Here is a 14,000-nt window from a genome sequence, read left to right on the forward strand (position 1 = left end):
TTTCATTGGGGAAAATAGCTACCCTCCAGGAAGTAATCAAGGAATTCTTAATTATTGGTAAGCGTTATCAAGGAATTGTTCGTCTTTTTAACGATACAATACGTGTCGACGTCTGTGAAAATTCATGAAAATTAACCTTGACATGATACAAAGTGTATCGTAAATTATGGGATATAAATTGTATACGAAATGTATCGTTCGAAGTTGAAGACAAGGATAGCTTTATATCCTAGAGGATTTCAATAACAGCAGTAATTCATTTCCTATTCCAGAATCCAACAGGGGGCTGCAATGGCATGGAACTCAAACAATATTTTCGAGTTATTCAAAAAAAATGGTGGTTAATCGTGATCATTGTAATCATTGCAATGGCAGCAGCTGGCGTAAAAAGCTTTTATTTTACCACACCAATTTATGCGGCAAACGCCAAGCTTATCGTTAACCAATCATCAGGGGATGGGGCAGCGACCCTAAATGCGAGCACAATTCAGACCAGTATATTTCTCATTAATTCGTACAAGGAAATTATCAAATCATCGGCTGTCATGAACAAAGTTGTCGAGAAATACCCGGAATTGGGAGAGAGTCCTGCTCAGTTGGCAGCGAAGATTTCCGTGACATCGGCAAATAATTCACAAGTCATGAACTTGCTGTACCAGGATACATCCTATGAGAAGGCAGTGAAAGTTGTTAATGGGGTCTCAACCGTGTTCAAGGAGCAAATTCCGAACATCATGAATGTGGACAATATCACGATATTAAGCGAAGCCGATTCGACCATTACGCCAGCCCCCATTAACCTCAACCCGCTCATGAATATACTGATCAGCTTCGTCGTTTCGCTCATCCTCGCGATCGGATTCGTCTTTCTTTTGGATTACCTTGACGATACGCTCGAGGCTGAAGCTGAAATCATCGAGATTATGAATGTTCCGGTACTGGCAGTGGTAGGGAAGATTAGCAAAAGTGACCTAAGAAAGTCGACGAGAGCGAAGGCAATCGAAAAACAAAAAGTAGGTGAGAATCAATATGCGACGCTCAACCAATGACATAAGTCTTGTTGTATCCCATAATCCGAAATCACAGGTTTCGGAAGTATATCGCCTCCTTCGAACGAAAATTCCATTCTTCTCAAAAGATCAGGATTTAAAAACGGTAATGGTCACCTCCTCTCAGCCTGGAGAAGGTAAAACCACTACCATAAGCAATCTGGCTGTTACTTACGCACAGGAAGGCAAGAAGGTCCTCTTGATTGATGCAGATATGCGCAAGCCCTCTTTGCATCGCGTGTTCTCCCAAATGAATCATCAAGGCTTGAGCACGCTGCTGACAGGTTACGTAAGCATTCAGGATGCCATTCTGGAAACATCGATTGATCATTTATCACTTCTCCCTTCAGGACCAGTTCCTGCTAATCCTTCAGAATTGATTGATTCTTCAGGAATGCGCGAGCTGCTGAATCAACTAAAAGAACAATATGACGTCATTCTCGTGGATACGCCATCGGTTCTCTCTGTGTCCGACAGCGTTATTATAAGTTCCTTGTGCGACGGTGTCATCATGGTCGCTGCTGCCGGCAAGGTAAAAAAAGATCACCTCAAGAAAGCCAAGGAGCAGCTGGATCATGTGAATGCCCGGATGCTAGGTATCGTGTTAAACCGGTTAATTTAGGTTCTGTTCAAGCTTCATGATTACGAGAAGTTAAAAACATAAATATAAAGGTAATGTCTACTGAACCTTTATCACTGTAGATACTCGGTCACGCTGTGGGTTTCCAAGAAGACCTTAGACATCATTGTCGAGGGTGTGATGTGAGGATGGGTTAAATGCCCTTTATGGAAGTATTAGTTATGTCCTTTTCTGTTTTATGAAGAGGGCATAGCTAAGCCCTTCTGCTAATAAGTCACTGTTTCAGGGATTTTAAGCTTAATTATGAATAAAGTTGGAGAGTGAATGGATGATGAAGAAAGTGAAAAAAGCGATTATCCCTGCAGCAGGATTGGGGACGAGGTTCTTGCCTGCAACAAAGGCAATGCCGAAAGAAATGCTACCGATAGTCGATAAGCCTACTATTCAATACATCGTCGAAGAAGCGGTAGCTTCGGGGATCGAGGACATTATCATTGTGACGGGAAAAGGGAAACGCTCCATCGAAGACCATTTTGACCACGCCTTCGAACTTGAGCATAATTTGTTCAGCAAAGGCAAATTCGATTTACTTGACGAAGTACGTAGATCTTCCAATGTCGATATTCATTACATACGCCAGAAAGAAGCTCGCGGACTGGGGCATGCAGTCTGGTGCGCACGCAATTTCATTGGTAACGAGCCGTTCGCCGTGTTGCTTGGGGATGATATTGTGCAATCCCAAACACCTTGCATTCAACAGTTGGCACAGCAGTTTGAACGGATGCAGAAATCCGTGATCGGGGTTCAGACCGTTCCTCATGAACAGACGCATCGTTATGGAATCGTAGCTCCACTGGAGAGAATAGACCGATTATATCAGGTAGATTATTTTGTCGAGAAGCCGCCAGTCGGTCAAGCGCCTTCCCGCCTTGCTATTATGGGAAGGTATATATTAACACCCGAAATCTTTGGGTTTCTTGAGAATCAAGAGGAAGGGGCCGGCGGGGAAATTCAATTGACCGATGCAATTCAAAGACTGAACGAAGCTCAAGGCGTATATGCTTACGATTTTGAAGGAATACGATATGATGTTGGCGAGAAGCTAGGTTTTATTATGACAACGCTGGACTTTGCGCTGCAAAATGATGAGCTTCGCAAACCGTTGCTGCAAGGCATGGAAACGATTCTTGAGCGAGCGCTCGAGCAAAATAAATCACTAATGAGGTGACGACAGATGTACCCCAGTCCGCAACGGAACGAAGCAGACGTTGTTTTTGAAGGAGCCTCGAAATATGCAAGATATGCTTTGGAAGACCCCAAATCGAAGTTCATGTATCTGACGATTAAGAGAGGTATGGACTTTTTGCTCGCGCTTTTTGGACTTGTTTTGCTGTCGCCGTTATTTTTAATCATATCTGTACTCATTAAGCTAGAGGACCCCAAGGGGTCTGTTTTTTTTTATCAGACCCGTATCGGAAAGAACGAGCGACCGTTTCGGATGTACAAATTCCGATCCATGGTTTCAAACGCGGAGGAACTGCTGGATAAGCTGCTTGAACAGAATGAAATCAGCGGTGCCATGTTTAAGATGAAGGAAGATCCCCGGGTCACGAAGCTTGGGAAGTTTATTCGCAAGACCAGTATCGACGAGTTGCCGCAGTTATGGAATGTGGTTCGTGGCGAGATGTCGCTGGTAGGCCCAAGGCCTGCGTTGCCTAGAGAAGTTATGCAGTATAGCCGTTACGATAAGCTGCGATTGAAGGTGAGCCCCGGCTGTACCGGTTTATGGCAGGTAAGCGGACGGAACAATTTAAGCTTTCAAGAAATGCTCGCTTTGGATTTGGAGTATATCGAACGAAGAGGGATTTGGCTGGATGTGAAAGTTATGTTCCGAACTGTGAAAATTATGATATTCCCTAACTCAGCCTATTAAATGATGGAGTGTGTGTTTAGAGAATGAACATGACGATAAGCATCATCATTCCAACTTATAAACGAGTTGAAGCCCTCTATAAATGCCTGGAGGGGATCCGGTGTCAGACAAGAGTCCCTGACGAGATCATTATTATTGTCAGAAACACCGATCATCAGACACTGCAGCACCTTTCTTTGGTAAAAATGGCGAACACGAAAATAGTGCTGATCGAAAAAAACTGGCGTAATCGCTGCATTAAATCAGGGGATCCAACAAAGTAATGGCTCAATCGTCGTACTTACTGACGATGATACCGTCCCCCACGCCGATTGGCTAGAACTGCTGGAACGCCATTATATGTTGAATCCTGATATTGGAGGTGTCGGTGGCAGGGACATCGTGCATTCCCGGGGTGTTCCCATTCCGGCTGTGAAGAGTCAGGTTGGCATTATCAAGCCTTACGGTCGCATTATCGGAAATCATCATATTGGATTAGGAAGCGCTCGGGAGGTCGATATCCTGAAAGGCGCTAATATGAGTTTCCGAAGAGAGGCTATTCAAGGTTTGAGATTTGACGAAAAATTGAAGGGGACAGGTGCTCAAGTCCATAATGAGCTGGAATTCAGCTTGGCCGTTAAGAGTAAGGGCTGGAAACTGTTATTTGATCCTAAAGTACGCGTGGATCATTATCCGGCCGAACGTTTTGATGAGGATCAACGAAACAACTTTAATGAAACCGCCTTTATTAATGCGGTCCATAATGAAACCTATTCGGTGTTAAAACACGTCACTACGATTAACCGAGTGTTGTATCTATGCTGGGTGGTTACCGTAGGGAGCAAGGCCACGCCTGGTGTTGCTCAATGTATACGATTGTTACCTTTTCAAAAGGGCATAGCATTGAAAAAGGTGAGGTTGGCCTTGAAGGGCAGATGGGATGGTTGGAGAACATGGAGAGAATCTTTGGAATAAGCGGTACGCGAACCGCTGTGGGACGGTGGATCCATCGCCTCATCGTGCTGGCGTGTGTCATTATTCTTGGAGTCATGGTCGGAATTGTCGGATCAATCGGCTCGCTCCATATAAGGCTCCTAGAATGTACACTTCTTATTCTTAGCATGATGCTGGCACTTCACGTCTATTTTAAACGTCCTCATGCATTGGTCCCTTACTCACTGCTCATGTGGGTTATGAGCCCGGAAATGAGACGTTTGCTAGATTGGTCATTTCAGTCGTATACCAACACCTCCATGATCTCAATGATACCTTATTGTGTAAGCCTGACCATGCTAATTCCCATCATCAAGAATATCAAGCAATTGGATCGAAGAATCGGTCTTCTGTTGAAAATCATGGGAGTTGCTCTGATCTATGGGTTTGGCATCGGATTCCTTAGATATGGGCTATCTTCCGTTTTTGATCTGCTCAATTATGTAGTTCCCTTCATGGTTTTGGCTTACGCGAATGTAAGCCGATTCGATCAAGATGTCCGTGATAAGTGGATGAAGAGCTTGGGGTATCTTGCCGTAATCGTTGCCGTATATGGAATCTATCAATATTTGGCTCTTCCTCCTTGGGATAAATTTTGGATGATTAGCTCCGAAATGAAATCGATTGGCCTTCCTGAACCACAAAAATTCCGCGTGTTTTCATTATTGAACTCGCCTGGGCCAGCGGGTGTGTTTCTTGCTCTCGCACTCGCCATCATGACGATACAAAAAAAATGGAGAGCGTTCGGCGTGGTCGGGATTATGCTCGTGGCTTTTGCTCTCCTGCTGACGCTGGTTCGCGTGGGTTGGATTGCATATGCAGTCATGGTCTTTGCCTACTTTATCCGTTCCCAGTTAAAGAGCAAAGTACAATTGCTTATGTTGGGTGTTGTCATTATCCTCGCTTACCAGTTTTTGCTGCCTGTTCTACCGGGTTCCAGTCAAGTGACTTCCCGAATCGATACGTTTGGGTCTTTGGAAGAGGACCATTCCTTTAATGAACGGCTCCTGTTCTCAACCCATATTTTTTCGGCAGTTTTGGCTAATCCGGTTGGAATGGGGCTCGGGAGCTCAGGACTTGGAGCGAAATTAACCCAGAATTCAGACACGTTGGTAGCATTCGATAACGGGTATCTCAATGTATTCTATACCTTTGGATTACCTTTTGGGTTAGCTATTCTGATCCTCTTAGGGTACCTTTTGGTTCATCTGTACAAGGCAAGTAAGAGAGAAAAAGTGTATACTCCCATCTCCTTAGCCTCCATCTGCGCAATATTATTTCTTCTATTTGCAAGTAATGTTCTACGTGGGTTAAGCGGATTTTTACTAATGCTGGTTATTTCAATCTCATTTATACCCAAGTCCTCAAACCGGGAGGAACAATAAAAATGTTAATAGCTTTTTTAGGTGGTTCAATTACAGCCGGATTGGGAGTAGTTAAATCAGGCAAAACATACACCAACCAATTGCAAATGAAACTACAGGATTTATATCCCACTCCAATTGAGATTATAAATTTTGGTGCAAGCGCCATGCAAGTGGATGAGTCAAGACAAAAATATGAAACGAAAATTTTAGAATTACAGCCGGACATCATTGTGTTTGCACATGGTAATACGGAATCCGTAGTCAGGGAGCAAAGAAAGTATCTTAAGTTTATGCCTAAAAGATGGAGGAGACCTGGTTGGATGGATCCAAGACCTTACTATTCGACTCGAAAGCCTAGAAAGTGGTTGGAAAAAACAGAGTCAGCCATTCGTTGGAGGGTAAAGGTTAGTCTTATCAAGGCCTTTGGTGGAAAACAGTGGATGAGTGTTGAGGATTTCAAAAAACAAACCACAGAATTTATATTTACTGTTTTAAATCATAGTACAAAAACGAAGATAATTCTTCTGACTCCAGGCGAGATTGAAGAGAGATATTTTCCAGGTTCTCCGGCTTCGATGAAGAAGTATAGGAATGCACTTAAGGAGGTTTATGAAAGCAGTAGATTGACAAACCGTGTATTTATGTGTGACTCCTCAGGACAATTGCATAAATGGAATGATTATTTTCAGGATCGCTTCCATCCGAATGAAGAAGGTCATAGAAAAATTGCCGAAGCGCTTATGAGGACCATCTGTCAACATTCATTGATGGAAAATAATCAATTTTTGAAAGAGGTAGGCGGATGAAAATATGTTTCGTTACACATAAGGTGAAGAAAGGAGACGGGCAGGGAAGAGTCAATTATGAGGTTATTACGGAAGCTATAAAGAAAGGGCATGACATAATCATCATATCATCAGAGCTGGCGGAGGAACTAAGAGTCCACTCTCAAATTACATGGATAAGGATTGGAACTCAAAAGATTCCAACAATGCTGCTCAAATATCAATGGTTTGCTCTGGTGTCCGCATTCTGGATTTGGGGAAACCGTAGAGGACTAGATTTGGTCGTTGTGAACGGCTTTATAACGTACGCGAATTCCGACATTAACTGTGTTCACTTTGTACACAGTGCATGGATAAAGTCCAAGTATCATCCGTTCCGTGAGCAGAAAAATGCAAGAAGCTTTTATCAGCTGGTATATAACGGCTTGAATTCGTTGTTGGAACGCCATGCATTGAAGCGAACCAGACAAATAGTAGCGGTATCAGAACAGGTGAAGCAGGAATTGTTGCAGGATGCCCGTATAAAGGCTCATCGAATTTCAGTGGTTTCCAATGGTGTAGATTTGAACGAATTCTATCCTAGATCGGTGAACCGTGCTGATTTTAACCTGGCCGAGAATCGTACCTATGCACTTTTTGCCGGAGACTTGAGATCGAAACGCAAAAACCTAGATAGTGTGTTGTTGGCATTGGCACAAGTCGAACATATCGATCTCTTAGTGCTTGGATATACCGAGAAAAGCCCATTTCCCAAATTAGCCGAGAAATTAGGGATCAGCCACCGCGTACACTTTTTAGGCTATCGGAGAGATGTAGCAGAAATTATGTCTCTGGCGGACTTGTTTATTTTCCCGTCAAGATACGAGCCTTTCTCGCTTGTTATTTTGGAGGCGATGGCTTCGGGTCTTCCGGTAATCACTAGCAATCGCTGCGGTGCTGTAGAGCTTCTGTCCGATCAATCGGCTATCGTTATAGAGGACCCGGACAATACCTCAGCTTTAATTCAGGCGCTGAGGGAACTATGTTCCAACCGTGAGCGGTTGGAATTAATGGCACTGAGAGCAAGGGAGGACGCTCTAGGGAATTCATGGGAGCATATGTCCGACAAATACCTGCAGTTGTTCTATCAAGCATCTAATATAAAATTTATGACCGGTAACCAGGCCTGAAGGGATACGATCAATGGCGATCACAAATTTAATTAGGCACAGAAGGCATTGGGGCAGTTTAGGAAACGTCGTTCAAATATTTGCCTCCAATGTATTCATCCTTGGTTTAAATGTGTTAACAGGCATTATCATTGCACGGTTCTTAGGGCCGGAAGGGCGAGGGGAACAAGCTGCCATGATTATGTGGCCGAGATTTTTGGCTTATTCCTTAACGTTAGGGATTCCGGCCGCACTGGTGTATTACATGAAGAAAAAGGATGGGAATCAGGGCTCTCTTTATGTTACGTCGTTATATACGTGCGTACTGCTGGGATGTGCTGCTATGGCAATCGGTGCAGTCATCATCCCATTCTGGATGAAGGGCTATTCCGATCAGGTTATTGAGTTTGCGGTCTGGGCATTGGTCATGTCTCCTATCGCCATGATCGGCACCATTAATACGGCTGCCTTGCAATCCAGGGGAGAGTACCACCTTTACAATTTCATGCGATACATTCCGGTACTGGGGACCTTAATCCTGCTATGCATTCTAGTCATGGCAGGGCATGTTACACCGTTCCTCACATCGGTAGCATACCTCCTGCCGGCGATCCCCATTGCCCTATGGACGACATTTAAATTGGTTTCCCATTATAAGATAAAACAAAAGCATAAGATAGAATCAGGGAAGAAGCTGCTGGGATACGGAATCAGGTCATACGGAACGGATGTGGCCGGAACTTTCTCAGGTTATATCGATCAGATCTTAGTTGTCGGTTTATTGTCTCCGAGTGCTCTTGGCTTATATGTCGTGTCCTTAAACCTTGCGAAAATGTTAAATACGATTCAAGGCGCCATTACTTCGGTATTGTTCCCTAAGGCGTCGGGGCTCCAGCAGGAAGAGGCTCTGCAGTTGACTTTTAAGGTAACTCGAATCAGCGCAGTGGTTACCTTTTTTGTAGGCGCAGCAGTTTACATGATTGCTCCTTATCTTCTGATTCTCTTGTATGGCAAATCATTCGTGGAGGCAGTTTCGGTATTCCGAATTTTGATCTTTCAAACTGCGATCACAAGCATTTCGTGGATTCTGGCCCAAGGCTTTATGTCCATCGGGAAACCTGGGTCCGTGACGATCATCCGCATTTCCACGCTGGGGATGAACGTTATTCTAATGAATATATTCATTCCTCTTCTGGGCATTCAGGGTGCGGCGATATCATTATTGGCTACGTCACTGGTAGAAATAACGGTGATTTTTCTGATTTATACTCTAAAGCATCAAGTTGCATTCCAACAATGGTTCATTTCGAAAACCGATATTCTATGGCTCCTTGAGCGTATACGTCGTCAAAAAGCACGCAGCAAAGAACCGATGTCATAGCGAAGAAGTACGTAAGATCAAGAAGAAGAGGTGATCATTTGAACATCCTGCATATTGCCAATCATGTTAAGCAGTCCGGAAACGGCATTGTCAATGTCATGATTGACGTGGCATGCGAGCAAGCTATGTTAGGACATAAGGTGGCAGTGGCATCCGAAGGGGGCGAGTATTCGGCTTTGTTGCGACAACATAACATTGAGCATTATAAGTTGGATCAGACGAGAAAGCCTCTGCAAATCATGCAGGCTTTTTTTCGTTTCCGGGATATCGTCAAACGTTTCCAGCCGGATGTAATTCATGCACACATGATGACTGGGGCCTTGCTCTCACGGTATTTAAAAGGATTCAACAAATACAAGATCGTTACCCATGTTCATAACGAGTTTCAGAGGAGCGCCGACTACATGAAGGTAGGAGATACGGTTATTGCGGTCAGTCACGCCGTAGCCAAATCGATGGCCAAGCGAGGAGTCGATTCTCGGAAGCTCCGCGTTGTTCTGAATGGAACAATCGGAAGCAGAAGAAATGAGCAATCGGCAGGAATCCAGCTCAAGGGACGTTCCATCGTTACCGTTGCCGGGTTAAATGAACGAAAAGGCATAGCTGATCTTATTGAAGCATTTAATATCGTATCTGAGCAATGTCCAGATTCTGAGTTGTATATTGTGGGAGACGGACCGGAGAGAGAACGGTTTAAAATAATAGCCTCCCAATCGGCAAACCATCATAGAATTCATTTTGAAGGGTTTCAGACGGACCCTAAAAAATATATGGGATCGTCTGAAGTATTTGTGTTAGCTTCGCACAAAGACCCGTTTCCTCTAGTGCTTCTTGAGGCCAGGGAATCGGGGTGCGCTATCGTCGCTACCGAAGTAGATGGTATCCCAGAGGCGCTGGACTTTGGTAAATCGGGCATGCTGGTACCGCCAAAAGCACCGGAAAAGCTGGCAGAGTCCATCATTAACATGCTGCGCGATGCGGAACTTCGTGAAAAATACAAGATCTCTGCCCAGCAAGGACTTGATTTTTATAAAGTAGAACGTGTCGCCAAGGAGACATTAAAGATTTATGAGGATCTTTTGATTGGTTAGCGCCGGAATCAAATAGCTGGAGTTGATTATTCAAATCATTTACTTGGGACAACGCAGCAAGAAACCGGTTGGATTGTTACAAGAGAGCCATACAATATTTACGGGGCTAAGGCCATGGGCCATGATGGGTAATGAAATTCGCTTTAAAAAATTTAAAGAAAAGAGAGATACCATGAATGTGCTTTCAACCGGAATGGGATGGATTGATATCCAGCATGGAGGTTTAAACCGTTACTTTGCAGATTACACCAAAGCGATGAAAGAATTTGGACATTCTGAACTGGGCTTTGTCGTTGCTCCTAAAGGAGCAAAGCTGCCTTCTGACCGGAATATTAGTAACGCGGCTCAAGAAATTAAAATCAATCACTTTCTTCCACGCATGAGATTGGTTCAAAAGCACGCTGTAGAAGCTGTAAGGAACTTTCGTCCGGATGTATTTAATCCACATTTTGCGTTTTACACAACCATGGTTACAAGAAACCGTATCCCAGCGCATATTCCTATTGTCACTCACTTCCATGGTCCATGGGCAATGGAATCCAGAGTAGAAGAGAAGTCAACTACGAGTGCAATAAAAAATACAAAGTATTGGATCAAAAAGCAAGTGGAGCAATTAACCTACCGTCGTTCCGACAGTTTCATCGTGCTCAGTGAATATTTCCGCGATGTATTGACAGAAACCTACGGCGTAGATGAGCGGAAAATACATATCATACCCGGTGCAGTGGATCATAATCGCTTCCGGCCGCACCCAGATCGTAATGAATTGAGATTGCAATTAGGCATCTCCTCCTATCAACCTTTACTCTTCTGTATCAGGAGATTAGTTCGCAGAATGGGGATTGACCGGCTGATTCATGCCATGGTTGATGTGGTCCGAGTATTCCCTGAGGTCCGGCTGTTCATCGGTGGAGACGGACCGATGCGGGCGGAGTATGAAGACTTGATTCTTCGTCTTGGACTGTCTCCCAATGTGAAACTGCTTGGCAGAATATCAAATGAGGAACTCGTTCAGTACTATCAGGCTGCGGATATCAGTTTAGTGCCGACACTGACGTTAGAGGGATTCGGTCTGATTACCGTGGAGTCTCTCGCTTGTGGCACGCCAGTACTGGGAACTCCATATGGGGGAACGAAGGAAATCCTGCATCAGGTTTCGGATGATTTGATGTTTAAAGACGGTACTGCTGAGTCGATAAGCAAGAAAATCATCGATGTATTGAATAAAGACTCATTCCTTCCTTCACGGGAAGCGTGCAGGGAGCATGTATTGAATCGGTATACTTGGAGTCGTGTGGCAGAATCGGTAACCGAAGTATTTACCGAAGAAGTCGACAAAAGAAAGGTGTTCAGAACATGAAAATCGCCTTTTATAACCATACGAGCGCGGTAAGCGGCGCGGAGATCAGTCTCTTGTTGACCGCAAAATATTTAACGGAGGCGCATCCGATTATATTTGCCCCCGAAGGGGAGCTCCTGCAGAAGGCACGCAATCTAGGGATCGAAATTGTTGCTCTGCCGAGCTTCCGCGCGAGAATGACGAGAAATCCATTTCTCCTAGTTGTCTATATGATAGGGATGCTGTGGGCAGGGTGGAAGCTAGCTCTCCTCATGAAAAAAAGCAGAGTGGATCTCATCCATGCGAATTCCATAAGAGCAGGTATCATGGCTGGATTATTCGGATGGTACCATCGACTGCCTGTTGTATGGCATATTCGAGACATACCTCCCCAAGGCTTTATTGGCAATTTAATCAAAAGGCTTGGAGGGAGTAAAGCTAAAGCACTGATCTGTATCTCAGAATCTGTTTTACAAAGTATGGATCATCCTTCCGTAGCTGGGCAGTGTCGCCTTGTTCATAACGGTGTAGAGCTAAAGAGTTTTCATAATGAAGAAAGAGAAAGGATTAATGACCGTATCCGTTCGGAATTACAAACTCCCCAGGAAGCGCGAGTGCTGGCCATTATCGGTCAAATTGCTCCCTGGAAAAGGCAAGAAGATGCCATAGAAGCATTCGCCGGTCTTATTCATGAAGAACGGAATGTCGTTTTATGGATCGTCGGGGAAGCCAAGTTCAGACCAGAGAACGAACGTTATCTGGAAAGATTGAAAGAGATGGTTAAAGCTTTTAATCTTGAAGACAAAGTTATATTTACCGGGTTTCGGGAAGATGTATTGGAGATCTGCTGTGCTGCAGATCTCCTTTTATTATGTTCAGATCATGAACCTTTCGGGAGAGTCATTATTGAAGCCATGTCACAAGGGGTTCCAGTTGTGGGAACCAGGGGAGGCGGTGTCCCTGAGATTATTGAACATGGGATGAGCGGCTTCATGTACGAAATCGGAAATATAGATGAACTCGCACTGTATATCCGTCAGGTACTGGATGATCAGGTCATATGGTCTTTATTTAGTCAAAATGGACAGGAAAGGGCAAGGGAGATGTTCTCCATTAAGCAGACATCTTATAAAGTTCAACAGATTTATAAAGAGCTCTTGGCGAGACCCGGCGTCGAATTTAAAGAACGCCAGCAGGCGAAGGAGATTGTATAATGCGGAATTTGAAAGTGGCTATCGTACATGATTATCTCAATCAGATGGGAGGCGCCGAACGGGTTGTGGCTGTATTCCACAAAATGTTTCCCGATGCTCCGATTTATACGACGATCGTCGATCAGAATAAACTTCTGCCCGAATTGAAAGACGCTGTGATTCATACCACCTGGATGCAGCGCATACCTGGGATATTGGGCAAATTCAAACTCTTCTTCTGGCTGTATCCTTTCGCGGTTCGATCCATGAACGTGAAAGATTACGATCTGATTCTAAGCTCCAGCAGTGCTTATGCTAAAGGCGTGCGGAAGGGAAGTCAGAGTGTACACGTATGTTATTGCCATGCTCCCATGCGCTTTGCCTGGAATTTTGAAGCCTATATGGACAGTGTGCAAGTGCCCAATCTTGTGAAGCGGGTTGCCAAATGGTTCACCTACCCTCTTCAGGCATGGGATAAAAACAATTCCAAGCAGGTGGACTACCTTATTGCCAACTCCAGCATTGTGAAACAAAGGATCAGGCAATGGTATGGATTAAATGCGTCCATTATATTTCCTCCTGTAGAAATTAGCCGATTTAGCATCGATGAAGAGAAGCCGGAAGATTATTTCCTGATCGTCTCCAGACTCGTATCTTACAAAAGAATTGACCTGGCCGTAGAGGCCTGCACCCGACTGGGCAAACGGTTGCTTGTAGTTGGGGATGGACCGGATCGACAGAGGCTTGAGCAGTTAGCGGGTGATACCGTCACTTTTCTCGGCAGAAAAAGCGACGAAGAAGTTGTCCGATACATGCAGCATTGCCAAGCGCTCATCTTTCCGGGAATTGAGGATTTCGGGATTACACCACTCGAAGTGAATGCATGCGGCCGTCCAATTATTGCTTACCGTGAAGGTGGAGCTTTGGACACGGTTGTAGCGGAGAAGACAGGACTGTTTTTTAACGAACAATCGATAGAGTCGCTCTCCGAAACGATTAGACGCTTTGATTTATATGAATGGAATCCGGAATCGATTCGGCAGCATGCTGAGAAATTTAGCGAGGATGTATTCGTGAAACGGCTGCAGTCCAGCATCGACGGCCTGATTAGAGCAAGAGAGATTAACGCTAAGCTTATGGAAGTTGAAGGGAGCTATTAATC

The 14,000-nt window shown here is 44.5% G+C and carries 12 protein-coding genes and 1 pseudogene; all 13 read left to right on the forward strand.

The window, feature by feature from the left end:
- Positions 1-296: 296 nt before the first annotated feature.
- The 13 genes and pseudogenes from AC0VZ8_RS01705 (at position 297) to AC0VZ8_RS01765 (ending at position 13,998) form a co-directional block, all read left to right on the forward strand.
- Positions 297-1,049, forward strand: a complete 753-nt coding sequence (locus AC0VZ8_RS01705; RefSeq protein ID WP_475485846.1) for a YveK family protein — start codon at positions 297-299, stop codon at positions 1,047-1,049.
- Positions 1,030-1,671, forward strand: a complete 642-nt coding sequence (locus tag AC0VZ8_RS01710) for a CpsD/CapB family tyrosine-protein kinase (RefSeq protein WP_119850453.1) — start codon at positions 1,030-1,032, stop codon at positions 1,669-1,671. The genes AC0VZ8_RS01705 and AC0VZ8_RS01710 overlap by 20 nt, the downstream gene beginning before the upstream one ends.
- Positions 1,672-1,960: 289 nt before the next feature.
- Complete coding sequence (gene galU / locus AC0VZ8_RS01715; RefSeq protein WP_475487627.1) at positions 1,961-2,857, forward strand: UTP--glucose-1-phosphate uridylyltransferase GalU; 897 nt, start codon at positions 1,961-1,963, stop codon at positions 2,855-2,857.
- 6 nt (positions 2,858-2,863) lie between these two features.
- Complete coding sequence (locus tag AC0VZ8_RS01720) at positions 2,864-3,562, forward strand: sugar transferase (RefSeq protein WP_119850452.1); 699 nt, start codon at positions 2,864-2,866, stop codon at positions 3,560-3,562.
- Positions 3,563-3,591: 29 nt separating this feature from the next.
- Positions 3,592-4,516: pseudogene (locus tag AC0VZ8_RS01725) on the forward strand (glycosyltransferase family 2 protein).
- Positions 4,495-5,919, forward strand: a complete 1,425-nt coding sequence (locus tag AC0VZ8_RS01730; RefSeq protein WP_475485847.1) for an O-antigen ligase family protein — start codon at positions 4,495-4,497, stop codon at positions 5,917-5,919. Before AC0VZ8_RS01725 ends, AC0VZ8_RS01730 begins: the two are co-directional and overlap by 22 nt.
- Before the next feature lie 2 nt (positions 5,920-5,921).
- The gene (locus tag AC0VZ8_RS01735) at positions 5,922-6,707 is read left to right on the forward strand and encodes an SGNH/GDSL hydrolase family protein (RefSeq protein WP_475485848.1); all 786 of its coding nucleotides are present in this window, start codon (positions 5,922-5,924) and stop codon (positions 6,705-6,707) included.
- Positions 6,704-7,855: a glycosyltransferase family 4 protein gene (locus AC0VZ8_RS01740; RefSeq protein ID WP_475485849.1), complete on the forward strand. Its 1,152-nt coding sequence runs from the start codon at positions 6,704-6,706 to the stop codon at positions 7,853-7,855. Before AC0VZ8_RS01735 ends, AC0VZ8_RS01740 begins: the two co-directional genes overlap by 4 nt.
- 13 nt (positions 7,856-7,868) lie before the next feature.
- Positions 7,869-9,215, forward strand: a complete 1,347-nt coding sequence (locus AC0VZ8_RS01745) for a lipopolysaccharide biosynthesis protein (RefSeq protein WP_475485850.1) — start codon at positions 7,869-7,871, stop codon at positions 9,213-9,215.
- A 38-nt stretch (positions 9,216-9,253) separates the two neighbouring features.
- Complete coding sequence (locus tag AC0VZ8_RS01750; protein WP_475485851.1) at positions 9,254-10,306, forward strand: glycosyltransferase family 4 protein; 1,053 nt, start codon at positions 9,254-9,256, stop codon at positions 10,304-10,306.
- Positions 10,307-10,427: 121 nt separating this feature from the next.
- Positions 10,428-11,666 (forward strand): glycosyltransferase family 4 protein, encoded by a 1,239-nt coding sequence (locus AC0VZ8_RS01755; RefSeq protein ID WP_332294707.1) that lies wholly within the window; start codon positions 10,428-10,430, stop codon positions 11,664-11,666.
- Positions 11,663-12,859 (forward strand): glycosyltransferase family 4 protein, encoded by a 1,197-nt coding sequence (locus AC0VZ8_RS01760; RefSeq protein ID WP_475485852.1) that lies wholly within the window; start codon positions 11,663-11,665, stop codon positions 12,857-12,859. The genes AC0VZ8_RS01755 and AC0VZ8_RS01760 overlap by 4 nt, the downstream gene beginning before the upstream one ends.
- Positions 12,859-13,998 carry a glycosyltransferase gene (locus tag AC0VZ8_RS01765; RefSeq protein WP_277747572.1) on the forward strand — a complete coding sequence of 380 codons (1,140 nt, stop codon included), beginning with the start codon at positions 12,859-12,861 and terminating at the stop codon, positions 13,996-13,998. Before AC0VZ8_RS01760 ends, AC0VZ8_RS01765 begins: the two co-directional genes overlap by 1 nt.
- Positions 13,999-14,000: the final 2 nt, after the last annotated feature.

It is taken from the genome of Paenibacillus sp. QJM3NY_38 (assembly GCF_056173265.1).